Origin of the sequence: Zavarzinella formosa DSM 19928, from assembly GCF_000255705.1 — a bacterium.
In the GTDB taxonomy this organism is placed as follows: domain Bacteria; phylum Planctomycetota; class Planctomycetia; order Gemmatales; family Gemmataceae; genus Zavarzinella; species Zavarzinella formosa.
The window spans coordinates 1593286-1616946 of the sequence record NZ_JH636439.1 but is presented as its reverse complement, the minus strand read 5'-3'; the positions used below and the strand labels follow the sequence as shown (position 1 = coordinate 1616946).

Genomic DNA, 23661 nt, shown 5'->3' with positions numbered 1-23661 from the left:
CCTCAGAGACAGGCCCGACGAAGGGCGACAGAATCCGTCACGCCGAGGTTCAGATAAATTTGCCGGGTCGCGTCCGACTTGTTCAGCGTGTAAAAGTGGATACCCCGCACATCTTCGTGAAGCAAATCACGGCACTGTTCCGTCGCCCAATGGATGCCGACTTTGGCCACCGATTCATCATCCTGACAGCGACTGACGGCCCGGAGCAACCCGGCCGGAATCCGGGCGCCGAGCGCCAGTTCGGCCATCCGAATCATTCCGGCCCGCGAACTGATCGGCATGATCCCGGCAATGATCGGCACTCGGATGCCCGCCAAATCGCACCGTTCGCGGAAATCATAAAAGTCCCGGTTTTCAAAGAAGAGCTGGGTGCAGATATAATCGGCCCCGGCATCCACCTTGGCCTTCAGATAATCCATTTCCTTGAGGCGGTTCGGTGTGCCCGGATGTCCCTCCGGGAAGCCGGCGACACCGATGCCGAACCCTTTGGCATCGGGTTTTCTCTCTCGGGAACGGATGAACGCCACCAAGTCAGCGGCATGTCGGAAGGCGTCTTTCTCACGGTCGTAACCGACGATGTTCTTTGGCGGGTCGCCTCCGAGGGCAAGGATGTTGCAAACGCCTTTCTCGGCGTAGCGATCCAGAATCTCGGCCAGTTCCTCCCGCGAGTGGCAAACGCTCGTCAGATGCGAAACAGCCGGAATTTTGGTTTCCCGGATGATCCGCACGACCAGATCGTGGGTGCGTTCGCGCGTGCCGCCACCAGCCCCATAGGTGACAGAGACAAACGACGGTTTGAGTTCCTGCATCCGGGCGATGGTCAGGAACAGTTCCTCGGAAGCCTCGTCCGTCTTCGGGGGAAAATACTCGAAACTGAAGGTCGTCGCGTGATCGGCGAAAATTTCACTGATGTGCATGGAACGCCAAGGGTTGCCAACTTCGGGTCTTGGGCTTTGTTTTACGGAATGAGTTCATCCTTGGCGGTCGAGTTCGGGTTCTTTCCCGTGTTGCGGAGAAACAGCAGATAGATCAACCCGCCCACGGTGATGAAACCCACGCCGGTGAGCGATTCGGCCCTCTGTTTGATGAACATGTTGGCCAGCACGGCTCCGAGAGCCAACACATAAACCGCCGGGAGAACCGGATAGAGAGGACAACGATACGGCAACGCGACTTGATCTCTCGGGTATCGGCGGCGGAACACAAAGATGGACGCGACGGCGAACGTTTCAAAACTAATCGCCCCGAACATCGCAAAATCGGTGATGACATCGAACGGGGATTTGTCTCGCGGCAAATTCAAATCAAGCGTTTGACCGGCGAGTTCAAGAGTTGGCAGAGTTACTTGAAGCAGGATGGCCACGGTCGTGACTTGGATCACACACCACCCGGTCAACACGAGTTCGGCCCTTGCCGGGGTTTGATAACGCGGGTGAAGCCCGGACAACCACCGGGGGGCCAACCGGTCTTCGCCCATTGCGAACAGCAATCGCGGCCCCACCAAAATGTTTCCGTTCAGCGAACCGAACACCGACACCATGATGGCGCCCGAGGCCAGCACCAATCCAATCGGTCCCAACAGCCGACGGGCATATTCCCCGGCCACCGTGCCCTTGAGCGCCGCAATCTCCCCAATGGGGATGGCTTGGTGGTAACCAATGTTCACGCTCAGATACAGCAGGATGATGAGTGAAACGCCGCAAATCACCGCCAGAGGGATATTCCGTTGGGGATTCTTCACTTCCCCGGCGATGGGGGCGATGTTCATCCAACCGTGATATGCCCAAAAGACCCCCACCAAGGCGCCGAGAAACCCGGAGATTGAGATGGCTTTCTCTGTCACGGCCAACGGCAGTGTTTCGCTGATTGCCGGTGTTTTTCCAGCCAGCGCGACGAGATATGGCAACATGGCAAGCCCGATCAACGAGGCTACCTTGACAGCCGTGACCGTCACTTGAAGCGCCCCGCCCCAGTTCGTGCCACGGGCATTAATCAACCCCAAGGCGATGATGACCCCGGCCGTAATGAGTGAACGACCAAGGGGGCCAATGATCTCCCCCGATGGATTCTCCGCGATTGTTTGCCGCAGAATGTCGTGCAGGGATTCCGTGAAGATGGTGGCAAGAGCGGCGATGGAAGCGCTGCGAATGATCCAAAATTCGACCCAGCCCCACAGGAATCCAGCCCAACGGCCATAGGCGTCCCGCAGGATCGCATAATTTCCCCCGACCTTGGGCACGATCACCGCCACTTCCGCGAGGGCCAGCGCCCCGAGAAGGGTAAGCACACCGACCACCACCCAGGCGAGCATTGCCAGTGTGAAATCCGGGACCAAATTGGCCACCGCTGTCGCTTTTTTGAAGACTCCGGAGCCGATGACGGTCCCAACGACAACGGCGGTCGCCGCCGTGAATCCGACGACACGAGGCAAACTACTGTCAGTGTTCATGCGGCCCAATGTAAACCAGTCTCGCGCGTGATTCAACCATTCATCGTCCTGTTTCCCGGATACCAAGTGTGCGAGTATTCCGTTCGGACCAAGAATCTGTTAAAACAACAGGAGGCCAGCGTGTGCGGGAGATTCGCGAATGGGCATTGCCGACAGGGACTATTACCGCGAAGACAGGCGTTGGCACAATCCCTTCGCCCGGTCCCAAGTGACCGTTTTCTTGGTGGTGATTTATCTTTTTCTGTTTGTCGCCCAAAACGCCTCTTTGCCCAGACGGGGAGGCATGGGAGACATTAATCCGCAAGGCATCACCAACCTGCTCGAACTGAATCCCGATTTGGTGTTTAAGGGCGAGGTTTGGCGGGTGCTTTCCTATGCAACCGTACATCAGCCCGAGAATATCTTGCATGTCATCGTCACGGTTTTCTTCCTGATTTGGATCGGCCGACACGTCGAAGACTTGTACGGGAGCCGGGAATATCTGGCGTTGTTGCTTTTCACAAGCCTTCTGGGCGGGCTGACCTTCACGGCAATCTCCGCGATCAGCCCTCAATTCATGGGGGTGCTGCGCGGACCTTCGGCGACGGTGACGGCCCTTTTTGTGCTTTACGTCCTTCACTATCCCGGACGAATGCTGCATCAGATGTTGCCTCTTCCCCTCTGGTTCATGCTGATTGGTTACGCGGTGCAAGACATCGTTTACCAAGACAGCAACTCAGTGAAAGCCGGCATCCTGGGCGTCCATCTGGCATCGGCCTGTTTTGCCTTCTCTTATCACCGCCTCTCGTGGCGGATTCTGAATTGGCTGCCGTCGTCGGCAAACGCAAAAGCCAGGTCGCGACGATCCAATTCCAAATTGCGAATCTTTCAAGAACGTCCGGAGCCGAAACCCGAACCCGCGACGGCCAGCGTCGGCACCGGGGGAATGAATTCCTCTTCCTCGGCTGGCAGCGGATTGGACGAACATCTGGAGGCCAAACTGGATGAAGTTCTTGACAAGGTGAACAAGACCGGGAAAGCCAGCCTGACCGAATCGGAACAACAAGTTCTGCTGCGAGCCAGCGAGATTTACAAAAAACGCCGACAGTCAACTTGAGGAGCCTTTCTCGATGCCGATGTACGATTTTGAATGCGAAGAATGTGGCGTGAACTTCGAGCAGTTGGTTCGCCGGGAGTCAGACATCCCAATGGTGACCTGCCCGGCTTGTTCAAGCGCCCGCGTGGCGAAGGCGATCAGCCTGCCCGCCGCGCCGGTGAATTCGGCCATGGCGATGCCGATGGGCGGCGGCGGTTGCGGAGTTGGCCCCCGCTGCGGAAAGCCTTGGTGCCAGCGAACTGGTTAAGGCTTTTTCGTCGGCCATCCGTTCCATTCATCCATCAGTATTTTGGTGAGAGCGGCCACTTTTTCGGGATGACTGGCGGCGAGATCTGTCTTCTCCATCGGGTCTTTGACAATGTCGAACAACTCTGGAGTTGAATCCTTGACGGTGGGGAGAATCAATTTGAACTCCCGATGGCGAACCCAACGATGGGTCAGATTCACTTGGGGGTCTTTCAACGTCGCGGCCGTGTGCAGGTAAATTTCACCGAACACTTTGTTTCGATCTCGTTTCGATGTTCCATTCAACAGGGCCATCAAACTCTCGCCGGACATTTTGGGTTTCGATTCCACCCCGCAAACATCAATGATCGTTGGCGCGAGATCGACCGTGGACACCAATTCCTCGCGGCGTTGTCGCTTGCCAATCATCTTCCCGTGCAGGATGATCGGCGTGCGAACTCCGGCATCGTAGGCCGAGTTTTTGGAGCGAGTCTCGAATTGATCCCCTTTCTTGACCGGGCCGGTGGATTGCACCCAACCATTGTCCACGACGAACACAATCAGCAAGTTGTCCCGAAGCTTTTTCTCTTCCAGCCATTTCAACAATTCGCCCACCGTCTCATCGGTCCATTCGCACATGGCCCAATATTTGGCCAACCGGGGATCGCGGCCCTCTTTCGCGTATTTCTTCAAAATCCGCTCTGGCGGCGTGTGAGGTTCGTGCGGCATCATCGGGGCATACCAGACGAACCACGGGCCGGTTGATTTGGTGATGAAGTCATGGATTGGCTCCAGGGTTTGTCGGCCGATCACCAATCCCTCTTCCCCGTGGCGGCCTTTGGTGGTCATCCCGTGGGTGAAGCCGCCGTTCTGGAACGGCCCTTCCCAAAATTTGCCGGTCTGGAAACTTTGATATTTGCGATCCTGAAGCAACCGGGGCAACGCCGGGGCGTTCTTCAAAAACGGCAGCATCTCATCACGGTCGATCCCGGCCGGTGGGTCGTTGCAGCAAATGCGATGCTCGTGCGCGAATTGTCCGGTGAGAATGGTGGCGAGGCTTGCCCGGCACAGCGACGTTGGCGTGTAGCCATTGGGAAACAACACGCCCTCTTTGGCCAGCCGGTCAAGATGCGGAGTCTTGATTTCCGGATGTCCCATGAAGCCGAAATCGGTCCAGCCCCAATCATCACCGACGATCATCAACACATTCGGCGGTTCAGCCGCAAAAATCGGTGAAACAACGAAAAAGAACATCAACCAAGGGAAACAACGCATGATCGGCGCCCGGAGAGAAAAAAGTGGCCGATGCTTGCTTGACTCGCGACATCTCACAACGCCACAATGAGTCACTTGTAACATCAACCGAGCGGAGAATCCAACTTGAAACGGTATCTTTGGTCCTGTTTGCTCATGGCCGGATCGATGTCAGCCATCTCGGCCGCCGACCCTGTCGAGGTTTCCCTGCGGAGTCGATTGCAACCCTACAAGGGGGTCGAACTATGGAAGGAAACCTCTGTCTCGGAGAAGTTCAATCCCTCGGAATGCGCGGTGATTCTCTGCGACATTTGGGACAAGCACTGGTGCGAGAGCGCGACCAAACGATGCGGCGAACTAGCTCCGAAAGCGGGCGAGATCGTGAAAAAATGCCGCGAGCGAGGGATGTTCATTATCCATTGTCCCTCGGACACAATGGACTTTTACAAGGACACCCCGGCCCGGCAGCGGATGAAGGATTTCACCAAAGTGGATTTCCCCAAGGCCCTGGCCCTGCCTGACCCTCCCCTGCCCATCGACGACAAGGACGGCGGTTGTGACGACGTACCCGCCCCGAAAATGTTCCGGGCCTGGAAGCGGCAACATCCCGCCATTGTGATTGATGATGCGAAAGACGGCGTGACGGACAACGGACAGGAAGTGTTCAACGCCTTGAAGGCGAAAGGGATTTCAAACATCTTCGTGATGGGCGTTCACACAAACATGTGCGTGCTGCATCGCACGTTCGCCATCAAACAAATGACCCGGTCGGGCGTGAAGTGTGTCCTCGTCCGGGATATCACCGACGCGATGTACAACCCGGCCAGCAAACCAAACGTCACCCACGACGAAGGCACCAGTCTGGTGATCCAGCACATTGAAAAATTCTGGTGCCCGACCTGTCTGAGCAAAGACCTGTTGAAATAAACGGGAACCAAGGCTCAGCGTTGCAGTTCTTCGAGTTTCTGGTTGCGATCCTCGGTGATGAGGCTCGTTTCGGAGATTTTCTTAATCACCCGTGTGTCCGTGATCTCCCGGCCGTTGTTGGTAAATTTCAAGATCAAGTGCGCGCCGGTCAGCGTGAATGTGCCCGGCAGTTGTTGTTGTTTGCCGTCAATTTGCACCGTGATGGTCAGTTTGCCATCGGCCGCAAACTGAATGGTTGTGCCGGCCGGGGCGTGTTCCGATTTGACGACCTTCCACGCTGTTCCGGTGAGCATGCCCTTGTCTTGAGCCACGGAAGGCGACGCCATTAGAATCATCGCCAGACCAGCCATTCCCAAGCAACGTCTCATGGTGTTCCCTCACAACAGACCCGAATGATCCGAACGGGGAAGATGGTAAATCAGAAGGGGTTTCCAAATCAAGCCGAGTTCTGGAAACGTAAACAGCGACATGGGCTTGGAACTACTCAAACAAGAATCCGTCAATCCTTTTTCTTCTTGAAAGTGGTTTCCTTCTTTGCCTTGTCAACTGTCACGAATTCGTCGTCCGTGAGGCTTTTGAAAGTATCTGTTTCTTCGGGGGAATCCATGCCCATGAAGTTGATCTTGACAGTCAATTTGTCCCCATCCACCTTGTAGGCGCCGGTGAGTTCAAAATTTTTGCCGTTCAGATTCATGATGATGGACAGTTTGCCATCCTTCATGAATTCCACGATGGCCCCTTTGGGGGCATTTTCATCATCGCTCCTGGCCACTTCCCATTTGCCAATGATTATGTCTTGAGGCCCTTTAGGTTTTGGCTTTGGCTCCAACTTGGGGGCCGCGGCAATCAGCAAATCGATCTGCGCCAAAATCTTTGGCGTGTGAGTTTGGGCAAAACATTCAATCTGAAAGCCCCCCATCCATATCAGAACCAATAGTATTTGAACGAGTCTGGACATGAATGGTCTCCTCAATCTCACGAATACTGCGATATTCAATTCGATATAATATCTTAAAACGCAAATGAGCTCCGAAAACCGTCAAAATATCGTCAACTCATCAAAGATTGAGGTTTTGTGAAATAAATCGGAATTGCCTGATCTGATTTTTTGGACCGATTCGCACCAAGAAATCACGTTCTCGCCACTGCGAATCGGCCAAAACAAATTGAACTGATGAGGATCACCATCGACAATTGAAGGAACGTTTACTTCTTCTTCTTGAAGGTGGTTTCCTTCTTGTCCTTGTCAATCGTCACCATTTCTTCGTCAGTCAGGGACTTGATGGTGTCTGTGTCTTCGGGTTGTTCCTTGCCATCGACAGAAATCTTGACGGTGAGCTTGGCGCCATCAACTTTGTACGTACCGCCAAGTTCAAATTTCTTGCCATTCAAATCGATGGCGATGGCCAGTTTGCCATCTTTCAGGAACTCGACGATGGCTCCCTTGGGGGCTTCGCCGTCCGTCTTGGTCACTTCCCATTTGCCAACGATCTTGGCGGCATCAATCTTGGTTTCAGCCGCGGCGAACCCGGCGAACACCACCAACGTCACGAGGGACGCCACAAACTTTTTCATGGTCCGGTTTCCTTTTCCGATGAGAGGCCGCAGCGGCATGATTTGACCGCTTCCTGGCCAAGTTCGATGCTAGGGAGTACCTGACGGGGAGGCAAGCATTTCCGAAAGGTTGGCCAGAATCGTCGTCGTGTCGGCCATCGCCCCGACGCCGGTGTCGCCGCAGGCAAGCCGCTTGGTCACCGGGGGGACAATGCGAAAATTTCGTCCTCTCGCATTGAGTTGGGCGATGAGGGCATCGTCTTCCATCAGACCGGGAACATGACTGGCGCCGAAGTCCATCGCAATGCAACGCAAATGTCGGCGGGTCATCGGGTGGTCCCACATATGCGTGTTCATGGCGGGGGCCAACACCACCGGCTTGGCCGAATCCCAAGCCCGCCAAACGCAAGTCAGGCAGTTGTCACAAATTCCGTTGGCGAACTTACCCATTGTGTTCGCGTCCAACGGAGCCACCAAAAAGATGTCGGCCCATCGTCGAAGTTCAATGTGCCTGACCTCGTCGCCACGACGGTAGCGTTCTCCCTCGTCCTTCCCCGGCCATTCGTCGGCGTCGGTGGTCACCAATTCGGGATTGCGGACGACCCGCGAAGGATCAAGTTCCACCGGATCGAAGAAGTACAGACCGGAGGCGGTGGTGACGACTTTCAAATCGTGCCCGGCCGCCCGGATCAGATTCGCCAGTTCGGGAACCTTCACGGCCGCCACTGAGCCGGTGACTCCCAGAAGCACATTAGACATGATTGAACCCCCTTCCCGGCAGTTTACCGTCCCGGCGTCAATTCCACCACTGGCCGAAGGGTGGCCGAGGGGGGATCAAGCTTTGCGAGGTGCTGGCTGAGGGCATCGCCGGGATTCGGGAACACCTTACGAAGCTTGGGGGCGAGTAGCCCGGCTTTCGCCGGACCGCGTAGTTGCTGGAGGTATTCAAGCAACACCACGCGGGCTTCCGGAGTTCCCCGGAGCATGAGATGCACCCATGCCCAAGACTCCTGATATTGCGGCCGACCCATTTGCTGGACTTGATCGAGCTTTTCCAACCGGACAAGATCGGGGGCAAATCCATTCTGCCGGAGCGATTCCGCATGTGCCGCGTTGTAGCCCGATTTTTCAGGAGGGGACTCGTAAAACTCCGCCAACCCTTCATCCAGCCAGAGAGGGACTTCCTTGAGGACGCTATGCAACAACGCATGAGTTAGCTCGTGTCGCAAATCCTGCCGGATGTGATCTCCCCAGAAAGTATAAACCGTCAGGTCTTCGGGGCCGCCAACCGTGCGAGGTTGCGCGATGAAAAAAGCCCGCCGACGAGGCAACTCCGGATAGCGGAATTGCATGTATTTTTCGTATCGATCCTGATTGTCGAACAAATATACCTGAACAACGCTGTTCGATGGCGGTAATTGCAGTTCCCGGTACATCTGATCCCGAAGCGTGCTCAGTTCCTGAAACAGAGGTGTGTTTTCTTTGAGAGGCGTGTCACTGTAAAAAACAAACTGCGAGACCCGTTGCGGAGGGCTTTTACCCGGCAGCGCGGGTTGGGCGACATTTCCCGCCGGGGTGATGATCTGATCCGGTTTCCCGACACCGCTGCAACCAACCAACAAGCCGCCAAACACCAGCGCCAACGCGCCAGCCGCGAGGCGAAATGCGGGCCGGTTGTTTCGGAGCCTGCGGGCCATGAATCCGTTCCGGGAGGAATCACCCAAACTAGCCACCTTGTATAGTCTGGTCTGTCATTTCACGCCAGACCGACTCTTCGATGGTTGTCGTCCAATGACGAATCGCGTCTTGAGTTTTCGTTCAATTGATCGGCCGTCCGCTCTGTTGGTTCTTCGCCAGTTTCTCCAGACTTCTCCGGGCAATGCCTTTCCACCAGCTCTTCCAGTCTCTCAACTCGTCCGTATTCCCCGCCAAATATCGTTTGAGCCATCTCAAACGATCCGTGCGACGAACACCGGGCATCGCCAGAGAACTAACGTTTAGCCGGGCCAAATCTCGAAGGCGAGTCTTCTTGGAAAGATTGCGAAATCGCTCCAGCCCAACCAAGTCAATCAAAAAGATTTTTCCCCGGCTGAGAACAATGTTGGAAGCCTTCAAATCCCGGTGTCCCAAGCCTCGCTGGTGCATCCGGCGCACCAAGAGAGCTGTTTCATCCAACAATCCGAGAACCGGTTGAAAAGCGACTTGATCCAGCGTTTTGGCCGCTGACAAATATTCTGTCAGCAGATACCCCTCGCAAGGAAAACCAAACCATTTTCGATGCACGAGAACAAGGTTTCGGGGAGTCGGAATCCCGCGATTGTCCATCGCACACGCTCCCAGCCATGATCGCACCCCCGGAGATGGCCGAAACAAATTGGCGAGCGGTGTGTGAAGCCGTTTGATGTTGAACCGCTTGAGCAGATAGTCCGTTCCGTCGATGCTCACGACGGCCACCTTGGACGTGCGGGAATCTTTGAGCACATTTGCGGACGGGTGCCTCATCAGTGCTTCCGGGTCGTTCATCGCGGCGAGCAGCGCAGGATTGATGCCCCGTCTCGCATGTCCAGGGCTTTCATTGAGTTCGTGTTTCTGGAAATCACTATTGTTGTTCAGGCATCGCTGATCTCGCGAAATCCAAAGATCCGCGTTTGATTCGTGGGTAAGCGCCTCGATCTTACCGGCCACCTGTTTGTCGAGTTTTGCTTGGGATTGGTATGCCAGCCAGAAGGCGCACCGTTCAGTTCTTGACGTCCTCATCCCGAACCACCGGTTGAGCATCACGAGATTCTTCGCCCGCCTTGATGTGGTCAGAGGGCCTCTCTTGACGATCAAATCATGCACGTCAATCAGACGCCAATCATCGTCCGGCCGGGTGGAATCCAGCAGAATGTTTCCCGGATGCAAATCGGTATGAATAAAACCGGCCTCATGCAACCGGCCCGCCAGTCGGGCGAGTTGCCGGGCGATGGCCCGTCGCTCAGGTACGTCAAAGGGTCGGGAGGTGAGGTACGATCCCAAAGTGACGGCGTTGGGGACCGCTTCGGTGATTAGAAAGCTTCCTTTGGGCCATTTCCCCACAAAACGCCCCCAAGCGAGGGGCAGGATCGTCGGGATGTTCTTCGCCCTTAATTGTTCCAGCCGGCGAAATTCGATTTCCGATTTTGGCCCGCGAAGCACATCGCGCCACCAACCACGAGGGCCGTAGAATTTGGCGTGTTTCCAATAGACATCTGTTCCATCCGCATGAACGCGATGAACAGTGCGATGCGGCCCGTCCTTCACCACCTCGGCGTTACCTGCCTGAAGTTGAGCGTTTAGATCCAGCAAGCCGGGAGAAAGCAGTTCTTGCCCGCGATCGCTGAAATGCCACACGATGCCGTTTTGGAGAAGGGAATCACTCGGGATCATGCAAGCGAATCCAAGACTTTCAGCCATTCGGCCGCTCCACGTTCCACGCTGTATTTCTGACGAACCACCTCACGGGCCTTCTGCCCCATGCTCCGGCGAAGGTTCGCATCACCGGCGAGAGTGCGAATGGCCCAGGCCCATTCATCCGGCGTGTCGGCGAGAAACCCAGTCTCGCCGGGAGTAATCATCTCCGGGTGGACTCCGACGCGATTGGCGACCACCGGCAGACCGGCCGCCATTGATTGCAAAACTTTCAGACCGCATTTCCCCCGGCTCCAGCGATCATCGGGTATCCAACTGATCCCGATGTCGGCCGAGGCCAGTTCGTTCCGTTCCGTCGCCTCGCTCCACGGAATCTCGATCACCGGAAGATGCTCGAATTTCGGAAAACGATCACAGATCACTTTCATTACCAAATTGGGGATTTCTTTTCCCAATCGCTCCCAAAGGGGTCGCATCGCTTCAATTCCTTGAAGCGTGCTGGATGAGCCAATCCATGCGAGCATTGACTTCAATCCCTCATGCCTGGCGGCAGGATATTTTTCCACATCCACACAGGTGGGAATGATCGTCCCCCGAGGGGCCTTCGCTTTCAAGCATGCTTCCGAGAGGTAATCGTTCCCGGCGGCGTAATGATCCAGTCGCGGCATCAGAAGCCCGAAGCGATTTGTCCGTTTACGGCTCTCAAATCCCTTGCGGGAAAATGAATCACGCAGCCAGACGGCATCATCCAAATCGAAAACCAATCGCCGGGCATGGCGACGCAGTAGCCAACTCTCCCAATAAGCCGGCAATCGACGTTGCAGGATAACCGCATCGAATTCGCCCAATTGTCGGGCAATTCCGATCCGGCCTGTCCATGAACCGGGATCGGCAAAGTAAGTGATTTGGTAACCGGAGGCGTTCAGAAAGGGTTCAAAGGCCCGCAGACGATATCGGCAACAGACATGTTCCCTTGAATCGACGAGGGCCGCCAACCGCATCAGGAACCTCCCGCCGGGGCAACCGTCTTCACTTGGGCAGTCGTCTTCGCCGGGGTTGTGTCAACAGGCAACGCTCCGGGAACCCCCTCGGCATGCCAGCTCAGGCTGGCCTCGCCTCCGGCCTTTCCCTTCCATCGAACGGTGAAATGGTCGGGAGCTTGTTCGAGGAGTTCGACTTCCTCCATCGACACGGAAGGGGCTTGTTTGCCAAGCGTCAGATTTGGCTTGGTGGAATAAGCACGTGGATAATAAACCTCGATCCGATCATCTTGGGTGCGGATCAACGGGGCTTCGCCGGTTTGTCGCAATACGCCCGCATGGTCCACGTAGCTCGACGGGGATTCATAAGTCCGGTTGCCCAAATTGAAGCTCATGCAGCCAAAGCCGCAAATCCATCCGGCCGCGAGCCATGCCATTCCCCGCCAGCGACCCGATCTTTTGCTCTCGTCCATGAGAGTTTCCCCCTTGTTCGCCATTCACTTGCGTTTGGACATTGCGCGAGCCATGTCCCGTTTTGCCTGGGCTGTTTTGAGCGATTGTCGCTTGTCGTGGACTTGCTTCCCCTTGGCAACCGCCACTTCGACCTTCGCCCGGCCGTCGCGAAAATAAACGCTCAACGGCACAAGGGTGTACCCGCGTTGCGAAAATTTTCCAGCGAACTTCTCAATCTCGCGTCGGTGAAGCAATAATTTTCGCGTTCGCTTGGGTTTGTGATTCAGATGCGTTCCCATCGCGTATTCGGGAATTTCACATCCAACCAGCCAAAGTTCCCCATCCTCGATCTTCGCGTAGGCTTGCTCCAAGTTACAATGCCCGGCCCGCAGGCTTTTCACCTCCGTGCCGACCAGCATGATCCCGCATTCCAAACGATCCGTCAATTCGTAGTCATGGGACGCCCGCCGGTTTCGGGTGACGACCACGACACCCTCTTCGGGTTTCTTTGCCATAATTCTCGCACTCCGACACCATCACACCCAAAGAGGCATTCCGCGGGAAATCGGCGGATCCGTTCCACCGACGCCTTTTGTCAAAAACTCGTCTTGAATATCGCACAACCGGCGGTTTTGAAGACGCCGCTCAAGTCTTGTATTCTAGCGAGAATCGCCCGAGACCCCCAAGATATCCATGCCTCGGTTTGCCCTGCTACTTCATGACCACCCGGAAACCCATTGGGATTTCCTGCTGGAAACACCCGAGGCTCTGCGGGCCTGGCGGCTGTCCCGGCGCCCTTCTCTCAATGAAATCATTCTCGCAGAACCTCTGCCTGATCATCGTAAACTCTACTTGGAATATGAAGGACCGATTTCCGGGAACCGGGGAAACGTCATTCGCGAAGACGGGGGAGAATTTCAATGGATGAGTGAAACCCCGGACGGCGTCCATGTGGCGATTTCGGGGAGCTGGCTGATTGGGGAAACCACGATTCTCAAGACGGAATCCGGATTGACCTTCCGCTGGACAAATCAAGGTTTGCCCGCGCCCCGCAAGGCTCCGGTCAGCATGGATTCAGTGGAACGGCCGACCAACACCAATTCTTGATCCTTCAATTCCACCCGTTCAAACTGGAACGTCGGCCGGGTTTGATCGGCTTGGAATCGCATGATCGCCACCGGATGCCCCTCGCTACGATACCAAGTCACATCAATGTTCTGTTGGCGTGACATTGCGGTGATGTAATCCAAGAGCGTCGAGGTGGACAGCGGTAATCTTCCTGCATTCAACCCGACGATTTCCACAGCCAGCATGTTGATGTCACCGCTTACCAGCCACATTTTCAGTTCCAGCGAAAGTATGGTGCTCCAAAAGCCCGAGCCATACCGCACGCCAAGTCGCAACCGGCCGTCTTGAATTTGCAAACGAGGTTCGTGAAAACCTTCGGGCAAGTTGTCATCCGCTCCGGCCCGGACAAAGTCTTCCTGAAAGAATGCGTTAATCTGATCGGAGGAAAAAGAAGCTTGCCAGTGTGGTTCGTCGTTGACAAGGGCAAAACGAATTTGTGAGAAAACCGCCAGCAAATCCTTGGACAAGGCTTCGCGATCCTCCCCGGCGGGGAGTTGGGACTCCGCATAGAATTTGGGCGGGGTCTTCACCAAAACAGCCATGAACGCCAGCACAGCCAGCAAAAAGCTGACAAGCATCGCCCCGCTGATCAATAGTTTTCGCCGCTTCTTCATGCTTCTGCTCGTTCCCGGCCGGATATCGGGGGATACCCCGATGTCACAATCACGTCAAGCGAAACCAGCCGACGCCGTTCTTGTGGCTTTCCGCTTTCCCACATCTTACGAAACGACGATTCTTCACTGAATATCCCATGCTTGCTTGTCTGCTTATCGTTCTTGAGGCGAAATGGACAATCCGTGATTTTGGTCAAGGGAAGAGTGAAGATCTGCCGAAGATGAGGCTTGTCCGAGATATCTCGGTCGCGCGGATCATTCCGCACGGATGGATTATCCCGGATGGACACAGGCACTATTTTGCTGTGAAGGGCCGTATGGACACGATGAATGCCCCCTCGACCGCCAAAACCCCTCGGACACGAGTGGCTCGGGCCGCTCACAAGTGGTATTCGTGGGCGGGAATCGCTCTCACGATCACCGGGTCCTGCCTGGCGGTGAATGGCCAACTCCGTTTGGGGGACGCTTCACACCTATACGCAGCCCCGCCGTCGGACACCACCAACGTGAGTTGGAAGCCCGTGGCCCCGCCGGCCGGTTCCGAGGGTGAGAAGATCGTTCTCTCACCGATCACCCCGCCAAGTGATCCCTTCAAACCATCGCAGCCACCAACGCCGACAGCATTTGAACCGGTGGTGGAAGGACCGGCCTTGCCGGAACCGTTCGTGCCTTCCAAAGAGGTGAAGACATCACCCCCGAAGAGCCGGGCGTCCACGGTTCTCGATAGTTACGTGACCGGTAAGAACATCATTCCGGTGACCAACGAGGTTCCCCTGAACCTGCCGCCGTTGCCGGACGTGACTCCGGTTGACACGGCAAAAATTCTCGAACTGAAACCTGTCGGCACGGAAACGCCGAAATACACGCCGGTTCCGGGCCCGACCCCGCCGATTGCGCAACCCGCCCCGGTGGCTCCGAAAACGGTTGTCCCACCCGCTCCCGCCGGCACCGGCGCCAGACTGCTGCCGATCCCGCCGGCACCGGCTCCGCTGGCCCCGCCATCGGTGAGTTACAAACCGGTGTCACCCGCTCCCGGCACGACGGTCGCCCTCCAAGAACCGGAGACGCTGACCGTCCCGCCGAAGCCGGTGGAGACGACGACACCGACGCCAAAAACGGACACCCCCGCGCCGCCGGTGAAAAAATTCAAGACCCTTGGCAACCTGTCGAGGGAAGATGAGATCAAGCTGAACGCCGCCCAGAACGCCGCCCGTCTCAAAGATTTCAACCGAGCGGCCGTCCTTCTGTCAGAAATCATTCGCAACAACCCGAAGGAGTATTCCCTCCGGGCTGAATACGCGGGATTGTTGCTCCAGGCCGGAGACACCCGCCGGGCAATCGCCGAATTGGAACAGGTAATCCGGATTGCTCCGAACGTGGCCGGCTACCGGCTTCAGTTGGGCGACGCCTACATGTCCATCCGGCAATACCGGGCGGCCGCGTCGATCTTCCTTGGCGTCATGGAGATGGTGCAGAACGATCCCCGCTTGAGTGACCGCACCCCCGAAGTCGTGATTCGGGCGGCCCGGGCGCTGGCCCTCGACAACGACTTGTTCCGGGCGGCCCAGCTTGTTGATCGATACTTGATCAATATTCATCCGGAAGACGAACGGGCGCCGCTCGCCCTCGGAGCCTTGTTGCTCGACATTGACCGGCCATACGACGCCCTGCCCTTCCTGATCGAGAAGCGGAAACAACTGCTTCGGGTCACCAACCCGGAGAACGTTGAAGAACACGAACTCAAGATTCTTGAGGTGCTTGCCAGCATGACCCGCGGGTTCGCCCGTGTGGGCGAACGTCAGCAAGCCATGGAAGCGATCACCGAGATGGCTCCCCGAGTGCCGACGCAAACCGGCATCCGCATCGCCCTGGCGGACATTCTGCTGGAGATCAACGAGTTTGAACTCGGCGGTCATGTGTTCAACCAAGTGCTGGCCGCCGACCCGGCCAACGGGGCCGCCCTCATCGGGATTGCCCGCGTGTACTTGGAAACCTTGCAACCCGCCGCCGCCAAACGGGTGTTGGATAGTTTCGTCCCGAATGCCGCCAATCAACGCGGTTATCTGATGACGTACTCCTCGTACCACCAGGCGGTCGGCGAATACACCGAGGCGAAGCAGATCTATCGGGACATGCTTCGACGGAACGAATGCGACCATGAAGTTCGCTATGCCCTCGGTCGCGTCTTGGAATACACGAAGGAATGGGAGAAGGCGAAAGCCGAGTTCGCCAAGATTCCCCCGCAAGACAAGATGGCCCGCAAAGCCCGCCTCTGGTTCGGCATGGCTCTTCTGCACCAGCGAAAGTTCGCCGAGGCCGCCCAGGTGGCCGAGCAGATGATGCGGGACGACCCGAACAACCCCGAATCCATCGCTCTTGGCACTCGGGCGCTGGCCAAGCTCGGACAGTTTGACAAGGCCATCAACACGGGGCGCGGCTATCTGGCCACCAACCCCAAGGATGATCGTGCGGCCACGATTGTCCGGCTGGCCGTCGGCCGGGCTTTGTTGGAGGCGAACCGAAACTTGGACGCCGCCCGCGAGTTTGAGATCGCTCTCTCGAAGCCCGCCGGACGGCTGCCGGAAGCCTATTACGGGCTGGCCCGGTCAGCCGAGCGGCTTGGCAACGCAGATCGCGCCCAGCAGATTGTTGGCACGCTCACAGGGGCAATGGGTGGAGATGTCCGCAGCCGGTTGTTGCTCGCCGATTTTTACGCGGATGATTTTGAAGACCAAAAAGTCATCGAAATCGCCGGGTCAGTCGCGGCGACGGACGGTGATAACCTCGCCGCCCTGGTTCGGCTGGCCGACGCCCAACAACGGGCCTCTCGATGGCCGGGCAACCCGTCAGAAGCCTTCGCCACCTGCCAGCGGATTCTCCGACAATCGCCGACGAACGTGCGGGGGCATCTGGCGATGGCCCGGTCCTTTGCCGTCACCCAGAACTTCCGCAAGTCGGCGGTTCAATATGACCAGTTGATCGCCATTGACCCGGAATTCACGATTCCCCCGCGGGAACGGGCACGGATTCTGTATAGCGACCATCAGTTCAGCGCCGCCCGGTCGCAGTACAACGTCATGCTCTCGCCCACCGCTGAAGACGGTGTGATGAGCACGATGGCTTACTATGCCCAACGTGATCAAAAGATGCGAAACGCCTTCGGCCCGTACCTCTCCGGGGGCATGGCTGGCCCGGCCCTGCGTGCGGAACTGGCCCGAATCGCCGCAACCTGCGGCGACGACGATGTGAAATTGGCCGCCCACCGGTTGATCTGCGACTACGACGCGACGATTGCCTGGCAGGAGCCTTTCCGGCTCGAACGCGACGCGAAGGAACTCAAGGGTTACCGCGATTACATGGCGATTCCGCAGTACAACGCGGTCAACACCTTCGAGCCGACGAACACAGAGACCCTCTTTGACGAGGGCCAGACGTACGGGGCCTTGAAGATGACCCGGGCCGCCCTGACTTGGTACGGCAACTGTCTGGCGGTCGATCCGACCCACCGGGAATCGATCTGTGCCAGCGAACGGGCCGGGGCTGAAATCAGCCCCAAGTTGGACGAGAAATACGACTGGATGAGCCAGCGAGGACGCACCGGGCTGGCCTCCATCGACCGGCAACGGCTCATCTCGGCGGCAACCCTGCCGATCGGGGATGAAAACGAGTATGTGCAGTTCGGTTACATGCGAGTCGGCTACTTCCCGACGGATGACAAGGCCTTGTGGGGTAACATCCCCTTCATCCGGGCCCAGAAGAAATGGGACGACAACCGGCTGATGACCTACGGCCAGCTTAACGTCGAGCAATACCAAGATCGCTTCAAGACACGGCCAACGTTCGATGCGGGTTATTGGTATGATGTGAACGATGTGGTCCGCACCCGCGGCGGGCTGTACTTGGAGAACGTGGCTGAAAACGGTGAAACCTTGCGGCAAGACATCTTCCGCTACGGGGCATACGCCGGGGCTGACATCAAGCCGACCCGCACATGGGCCTTCGGGGGGACTTACACCTATGCCCACTATTCGGACCGGAACGATGCGAATTACGGGTTCTTGTACAACGAAGTGGCCCTGTCGTTGCCGCCAAAGATGTTGAAATTGGTGCAACGGCTCAACATGTACGGTTTCCGGGAAGGGACACAGGTGGTTGATCCGGCGAACCCGACCAATATCTTCGGGGCGGTTCACCCATACTTCTCGCCGGATTGCTTTGTGTCCGGGGAATTCCGGGTGGAATGGTGGCACTGGCTGAGCCGCGATTACTACATCCACTCGAACCAGTGTTGGTATTCGCTCCAGTACGGGATCATCACGGACAACAACCTGGTGACCTACCATGACATGAAGGCCATCGTGAACTGGGACATCAACACGTATTTCTCAGTCGGAGCCGAGGGCCGGGCGACAATCTCCTCGGGCAATGAGTATAACATGTACTCGGCAATGGGCTACTTGCAGATTCGATTCGCGGGTCAGTAAGCCAGCCGTTTGATATCGGAGTGCCAGCGGGTCGGTCGATGCAAGTCGGCCGGCCCGCTTTTTTGTTGAATTCGCTCAAGTTTCATTTCTTTGCCAAATGTTCCAATTTTAACGGCATGCAATTTGCGCATTTTACCACTTTTGGTGTTTACAACCTTCGCCGTCAAGAATCGTCATCCGATATCGATTGAGTCGTTTGAATCACCGGACTTGATGGTGTCCCGCCACTCATCAAGTCCTTCGCAAGGGATGTGCGATTCATCATGGTCAACGTGCGTTCAGTGGCAACAATCCTCTTCCTCTCGGGAGCCGGATTGGCCTTCGGTCAACAATCATCAGCCGAAGTGACGACCCCGCCGGTCGAAAACAAATCGCCGACAATTCTGCCCGACAAGATCCCCACCACGGATGATCCGGTGGCTGGCCAGGCAACGGTCTCCGACGGAGTTCCGTGCGACACGTGCAACACCAAGGGAATAGGTGGCGGGTTCGACTGGTCGAAGCATCCGAGACCGGAGGTACTCCCAAGGGCGGGAGCCTTCACCATTCCAGGTTCCGGACCCGGCTATTATTCGGCACAAGATTTCTTCACGGGGAACTTCCGGGAAAAGCCACCCGCTTTTCCCTACCCCCCTGTCATCGCGCAGCAATCGGGCAGCTTTAACAACGATTACCGCTATCTGGACAAACCAGACAACACTCAGACAGATTTCTTTGACGTATTGAAGCGGATGCACCCGACTGAAGACACCATGCTGACCATCGGCGGTCAGCATTCCATCCGCTTCATGAACGAGCCGAACGCTCGCCTCGGAACCAAAGACGACAACTATGCGCTTTACCGCAATCGGGTGTATGCGGACTTCTGGTATCAGGATGTCTTCCGGGTCTACGGCGAGTTCATCAACGCCGGAAGCAACGGGGCGAACCTCCCCGCTCGGCCGATCGACCGCAACGGGGCCGACTTCCTAAATTTATTCGTCGATGTCAAAGTGCTGGAGATCGACGGCACCCCGGCGTATGTCCGGGCTGGCCGACAGGAATTACTCTACGGCTCTCAACGGCTAATCTCGCCGCTTGACTGGGCCAACACGCGCCGAACCTTTGACGGGATAAAAGGATTCTGGCACTCTGACAAGATTGATATTGACGCGTTCTTTGTGCGCCCGGTCGTGATCAATTCCACCGAATACGACAAAGACAACACAAACATCAATTTCTTTGGAACTTGGTTCCAATACCGGCCAAAAGCCGGCACGTCTTTTGATCTCTATTATTTGGGCTACGAGAACAAGCTCATCCAACAATCCCCGCTTGACAAGGGCAAAGACCGGCCGAAAGGACGACAAGAACTCCATACGTTTGGCAGCCGACTGGCGGGCAACGAGGGACAATTCCTGTACGACGCCGAGGGGATGATCCAGACAGGAACCTTTGACGGCAAGGATCATCTTGCTTACGCTTGGACGGCTGGGGCTGGTTGGGAGTTCAAAAACGTGCCGTGGCGTCCGCAGGTGTGGGTCTACAACGACTACGCCTCGGGAACGAGCAACGCCAAGGGAGACAGCAATACGTTCCAACAATTGTTTCCGTTCGGCCATTATTACTTTGGCTACATCGACTTGGTCGGCCGACAGAACATCAACGATGTGAATGTGCAACTGGCCGCCTACCCGGACAATTGGATCACACTATTGACCCAATTCCACCACTTCACACTCGCGCAGAGCCGTGATTTCCTGTACAACGCCTCTGGAGCGACCACCCGTCGGGACGCCACCGGAAAAGCCGGAACCGACGTGGGCAACGAACTTGATTTTCTTGTGAACTTCCACATCGACCAGCACAGTGATTTCATGATCGGATATTCGAAATTCTTCGCCGGTGACTTCATCCGCAACACGAAGCCGGGCGTGGACTCGGAATTGTTCTACCTCATGTACAACTTCCGCTGGTGATCGACACCAACCCGTGGCCCGGCTGGCAATTTGCCTTGCCAACCGGACCACGGCCCTTAGAATTGATTTTGTTGGGGTGGTAGCTCAGCTGGGAGAGCGCCGCAATCGCACTGCGGAGGCCGAGAGTTCGATCCTCTTCCACTCCATTTTCTCCTTTCTTCCTCACCCGTCGTCACCTGTCCCCGTTCGTCGTCAAAACCCTTGTTTTCAAGGTCTTTCTCACTTTCCAACGGTCGGTCAGATTCCGGTTTCGTCGTCACCCGTTGGCACTCGTCGCCATTCGTTTGGCTCAGCCCGTGGCTCAGTGGAACACCCGGAACAGCCGCTCCGGCGATGCCCTGCACTGTCTGGTGAAGCGTCTCGTCGTCGATCTGCCCGTAGGTTTCCGTCGTCAGCTTCATGTCGCCGTGCCGCATCATGAGTTGCGCGAGGGTGATCGGGACGCCATTGGTCTTCAGCCACAATGCGAACGAGTGACGCAGGGAATGAAACGTCAGCACTCGCCTTCCCCTCGGAGTCTCGGACACCGTCTCGACGCCGGCGGCGCAGGCGTCGGCCTGGATCATGGCTGCCGCGTGCGAGTGCCACGAGCCGGGAAAGAGCCGGTCCTCCGGTCGAAGAACCGCGACAAGTCGAAGCAGGTCGTCGGCGACGATATCCGGCACGGCCTGCCGGGCGGTCTTTTTGCTCTTGGTGCAACCGGCGGTGACGTTGACGAACACCCTGCCCTGCGAGTCCCGTTCCACCCGGCCTCCCGTCAGTGAGTAGAGTTCCGCCGAACGCAACCCGGTGAAGCAACCGAGCCGGTACAGCAGCGACCGGCGTTCCCCGGTCAATCCCTTGAACGGCCGGCCGGTCTCGGCAGACGCGACCACCAACCGCAGTTCGGCCTCGGTCATCGGCCGGGGTTTGCGGACGGGCTCCATTCCCCGGGCGGGGTTCTTCAACCCCTCAAACGGATTCTCGGGATATCGTTTGGCTTTCACAAGCCAGTGGCCGAAGGTTGAATAATCGGCCCGAAGATCCTCCAGCGTCTTGGGTGAACGAACTGCGGCAAGTTCGGCGAGATGTTCTTGGGCCTGTCTCGCGTTGACCTCCCGCAAAACCCTCCATTTCGTAAAGGCAAACAATGCCTTGAACCTTGTCTTCCAACGGTTCACGGTGGCCTGCCTGACTCCCTCGTTGAGCTTGTCAGCAAGGAAGTCGTCCAGATGCGAAAGGATCAGCCCGTTCAGATGAGCCTCCGTTGTCGCCCCCGGCAGTCCCATTCGTTCGGAGTCGGCCTTGCGCTCCAGTTCGCGGAGCATCTTCTTGGAAAGTTCGGCGGTTTCGCACAGCGGAACCCATCGCCAGCCGACTGAGGTTTTCACGCGGCCGTAATACTTGGCGGTTTCCTTCCGCTCGCCTGTTTTCTTGTCCGTGTATTTTCGTCGTGAGATCGCCGACATGAGGACTCCCGCCGTGGCCAAATTGACATGCTGTTAGGATACGTCCCGCCTTTTTCAAATCGTCAGTCTCGCCCATTCGGCGCGGCTGAAAGTCGTCCCGTCCGGACGGCGGGCGCGCAGCCAGGCCAGAAAACCGTCCCGCTCCCACTTCTTGGAACGCCCCGTCTTCACCGGGGCCGGGATCTTTGCCTCGGCGTCCATGCGGTCAAGCGTCGAACGGGACACGCCAAGCAATTCGATCACGTCGTCAATACCGAGCATCAGCGGAAGTTCGCCGGTGGACGGGACTCCGGCAACCGACCGGACCAACGTCAGCACGGCCGCCTTCACCGGTTCGGCCAGCGAGGGCCAATGAGCCCTGAGTTCCGCGAGTCCGTCCGGCGATGGTTCGGGCCGGAAATCTTGAAGTCGGATCGTGTTGTCATTCATGGTGTGTGTCCTTTCCGGGCGTCGGTCTTCGGTTCTTCTTTCCTCGGGCGCAAGGGCTCAACGGGGTTGAATCGCCTTGGCCCGAGGATCAACAAGTATGGGCCGGTCCGCGATTGATCGCTGGCGTCGTCGCACCGGCCGTTGGTTCGTTTGGTCCAATGTCAGGTTTTCTTAGGTTTCTTTGGGTGTCCGGCGCCGGACACCCGCGAGCGTCGCTTCAGCGCAGCGCGTCCAGTTGCTCCGGCGAGTAACCGATGATCGGGTTCGCGGGTTCGTCATCCTCTTCGGAATCGGCCGGTTCCAATTCCTGCCGCTTTATGATCCTGCTCCCGGTCTCCGATGACCCGGCGTCGCGGCCGTTGCAAGGCGATTCAAGCGGTCGCGGTTTTGGTTCAATGCCGAGACCTCCGGGAGTGTTTTTCGTCGTTTCCGTGTCTTGTTTGATTTCCTTCCTCGCAGGGATGAAAACACCCCCGGCACCCCCGGTGGATTCCTGAACGGCGCCAATTTCCACACTCTCCACACTCTCATCCATGAGTCCGTTGTGACGAAAAGGAGGAAGAGTTTGCAAGGAAGGCTGTGGATCTTCATTGCCTGCGGGTGTCCGGCGCCGGACACCCGCAGCATCCGTGCGGGGGATGCGGGGAATGCGGGGGATGTTTTCGGTCGTTTTCCGGTTCAATTTATTTTCTTCCGCGCCGGGGTTAAAAGTATCCCCCGCATTCCCCGCATCCCCCGCACTGGCGACAGCCCACATGCTGATTCCGTTCCGGTCCAAGGCGGTCTGCCGGAGACTTCGGGAGCCGGAGAAGACGCGACCGCGATTCTTTCTGAACAAGAGCCCGAGGTTGTGGGATCGCTTGTCGCGGCTTCCGTCGCGGGGCTTCTCCCCCGCGAGTGTCCGCAGGAGTTCTGCCAGATCGCCGGTTGCGGGCGTCGCGTCGATGCGTTCAATCACTTTGGCGCAGGTCATGCCCTCGTTCCGCGGGTCGATTTTGTGCCATTCCGCCAGCAAGCCGGCCATTCCTTGAAGACGCTCATCCCCCTGGGACTGCCGCATTTCCGTGCGGCCGTCGTAGGGATCGGGCAGACCGCACCACACAATGGCGGAACGGACCGCGGCGGACCATTCCTCATAGCTGCCCCAAGGGACAAGCCGAATGTCCGGCCGACCGGCCGCGTGATGCCCCTGAAGAATCGTCAGGGCCGCCGACAACAGCCGGAGACGGTTGTCCAAAGCCCACAGGCGAAGGTTGCCCTCCCGCAGATCCG

General features: G+C 57.2%; 20 protein-coding genes, 1 tRNA gene and 2 pseudogenes. 7 read left to right on the top strand and 16 right to left on the bottom strand.

The window, feature by feature from the left end; translation table 11 throughout:
* Positions 1-2 precede the first annotated feature (2 nt).
* The gene (gene metF / locus BGIM_RS0107635) at positions 3-917 is read right to left on the bottom strand and encodes a methylenetetrahydrofolate reductase [NAD(P)H] (RefSeq protein ID WP_020469198.1); all 915 of its coding nucleotides are present in this window, start codon (positions 915-917) and stop codon (positions 3-5) included.
* 41 nt (positions 918-958) lie between these two features.
* A complete protein-coding gene (locus BGIM_RS0107630; protein WP_238537556.1) occupies positions 959-2449 on the bottom strand; it encodes an APC family permease in 1491 nt (496 codons plus the stop codon).
* A 139-nt stretch (positions 2450-2588) separates the two neighbouring features.
* On the opposite strand from BGIM_RS0107630, the gene BGIM_RS0107625 reads away from it, so the two are divergent.
* Complete coding sequence (locus BGIM_RS0107625) at positions 2589-3545, top strand: rhomboid family intramembrane serine protease (RefSeq protein ID WP_020469196.1); 957 nt, start codon at positions 2589-2591, stop codon at positions 3543-3545.
* A gap of 13 nt (positions 3546-3558) precedes the next feature.
* Positions 3559-3792, top strand: a complete 234-nt coding sequence (locus tag BGIM_RS49210; protein ID WP_020469195.1) for an FmdB family zinc ribbon protein — start codon at positions 3559-3561, stop codon at positions 3790-3792.
* On the opposite strand, the gene BGIM_RS0107615 is transcribed toward BGIM_RS49210, so the two are convergent.
* Positions 3789-5045, bottom strand: coding sequence for a sulfatase family protein (locus BGIM_RS0107615; RefSeq protein ID WP_020469194.1), 1257 nt, complete (start codon positions 5043-5045; stop codon positions 3789-3791). The two genes, BGIM_RS49210 and BGIM_RS0107615, sit on opposite strands and share 4 nt — an antisense overlap.
* 105 nt (positions 5046-5150) lie before the next feature.
* Between BGIM_RS0107615 and BGIM_RS0107610 the strand changes: the two genes are divergently transcribed.
* Positions 5151-5951: an isochorismatase family protein gene (locus tag BGIM_RS0107610; protein ID WP_020469193.1), complete on the top strand. Its 801-nt coding sequence runs from the start codon at positions 5151-5153 to the stop codon at positions 5949-5951.
* Positions 5952-5965: 14 nt separating this feature from the next.
* On the opposite strand, the gene BGIM_RS0107605 is transcribed toward BGIM_RS0107610, so the two are convergent.
* The 9 genes from BGIM_RS0107605 to smpB all read right to left on the bottom strand — a co-directional run bounded on the left by BGIM_RS0107605 (position 5966) and on the right by smpB (position 12843).
* A complete protein-coding gene (locus BGIM_RS0107605; protein ID WP_157368661.1) occupies positions 5966-6319 on the bottom strand; it encodes a hypothetical protein in 354 nt (117 codons plus the stop codon).
* 131 nt (positions 6320-6450) lie between these two features.
* Positions 6451-6909, bottom strand: a complete 459-nt coding sequence (locus tag BGIM_RS0107595; RefSeq protein WP_157368660.1) for a hypothetical protein — start codon at positions 6907-6909, stop codon at positions 6451-6453.
* A gap of 248 nt (positions 6910-7157) precedes the next feature.
* A complete protein-coding gene (locus BGIM_RS0107585) occupies positions 7158-7526 on the bottom strand; it encodes a TIGR03066 family protein (RefSeq protein WP_157368659.1) in 369 nt (122 codons plus the stop codon).
* Positions 7527-7595: 69 nt separating this feature from the next.
* Entirely contained in the window at positions 7596-8264 is a 669-nt protein-coding gene (locus tag BGIM_RS0107580) for a flavoprotein (protein ID WP_020469189.1), read from the bottom strand.
* 23 nt (positions 8265-8287) lie between these two features.
* Positions 8288-9202, bottom strand: a complete 915-nt coding sequence (locus tag BGIM_RS49205; RefSeq protein ID WP_020469188.1) for a hypothetical protein — start codon at positions 9200-9202, stop codon at positions 8288-8290.
* Positions 9203-9323: 121 nt separating this feature from the next.
* Positions 9324-10940 (bottom strand): lipopolysaccharide kinase InaA family protein, encoded by a 1617-nt coding sequence (locus BGIM_RS0107570; RefSeq protein WP_084759741.1) that lies wholly within the window; start codon positions 10938-10940, stop codon positions 9324-9326.
* A complete protein-coding gene (locus tag BGIM_RS49200; protein WP_020469186.1) occupies positions 10910-11896 on the bottom strand; it encodes a glycosyltransferase family 4 protein in 987 nt (328 codons plus the stop codon). The genes BGIM_RS0107570 and BGIM_RS49200 overlap by 31 nt, the downstream gene beginning before the upstream one ends.
* Positions 11896-12348: a hypothetical protein gene (locus BGIM_RS0107560; protein ID WP_157368658.1), complete on the bottom strand. Its 453-nt coding sequence runs from the start codon at positions 12346-12348 to the stop codon at positions 11896-11898. The genes BGIM_RS49200 and BGIM_RS0107560 overlap by 1 nt, the downstream gene beginning before the upstream one ends.
* 24 nt (positions 12349-12372) lie before the next feature.
* The gene (smpB, locus tag BGIM_RS0107555; RefSeq protein ID WP_020469184.1) at positions 12373-12843 is read right to left on the bottom strand and encodes an SsrA-binding protein SmpB; all 471 of its coding nucleotides are present in this window, start codon (positions 12841-12843) and stop codon (positions 12373-12375) included.
* A gap of 178 nt (positions 12844-13021) precedes the next feature.
* On the opposite strand from smpB, the gene BGIM_RS68195 reads away from it, so the two are divergent.
* Positions 13022-13435 (top strand): DNA polymerase ligase N-terminal domain-containing protein, encoded by a 414-nt coding sequence (locus tag BGIM_RS68195; protein WP_072022240.1) that lies wholly within the window; start codon positions 13022-13024, stop codon positions 13433-13435.
* Here the strand turns inward: BGIM_RS68195 and BGIM_RS0107545 are convergent.
* Positions 13360-14070: a hypothetical protein gene (locus BGIM_RS0107545; protein WP_020469182.1), complete on the bottom strand. Its 711-nt coding sequence runs from the start codon at positions 14068-14070 to the stop codon at positions 13360-13362. The genes BGIM_RS68195 and BGIM_RS0107545 overlap by 76 nt on opposite strands.
* 317 nt (positions 14071-14387) lie before the next feature.
* On the opposite strand from BGIM_RS0107545, the gene BGIM_RS0107540 reads away from it, so the two are divergent.
* The 3 genes from BGIM_RS0107540 to BGIM_RS0107525 all read left to right on the top strand — a co-directional run bounded on the left by BGIM_RS0107540 (position 14388) and on the right by BGIM_RS0107525 (position 20658).
* On the top strand, positions 14388-18554 hold the full coding sequence (locus tag BGIM_RS0107540) for a tetratricopeptide repeat protein (protein WP_162136229.1): 4167 nt from the start codon (positions 14388-14390) through the stop codon (positions 18552-18554).
* Between the two features lie 263 nt (positions 18555-18817).
* Positions 18818-20512, top strand: coding sequence for an alginate export family protein (locus BGIM_RS49195; protein ID WP_020469179.1), 1695 nt, complete (start codon positions 18818-18820; stop codon positions 20510-20512).
* Positions 20513-20585: 73 nt separating this feature from the next.
* Positions 20586-20658, top strand: a tRNA-Ala gene (locus BGIM_RS0107525).
* Positions 20659-20934: 276 nt separating this feature from the next.
* Here the strand turns inward: BGIM_RS0107525 and BGIM_RS68190 are convergent.
* The 3 genes and pseudogenes from BGIM_RS68190 to BGIM_RS0107505 all read right to left on the bottom strand — a co-directional run.
* Positions 20935-21411, bottom strand: a pseudogene (locus BGIM_RS68190) (tyrosine-type recombinase/integrase); the annotation flags it as partial.
* A gap of 603 nt (positions 21412-22014) precedes the next feature.
* Entirely contained in the window at positions 22015-22389 is a 375-nt protein-coding gene (locus BGIM_RS0107510; protein ID WP_020469178.1) for a helix-turn-helix transcriptional regulator, read from the bottom strand.
* A gap of 217 nt (positions 22390-22606) precedes the next feature.
* A pseudogene (locus BGIM_RS0107505) lies at positions 22607-23661 on the bottom strand (hypothetical protein); the annotation flags it as partial.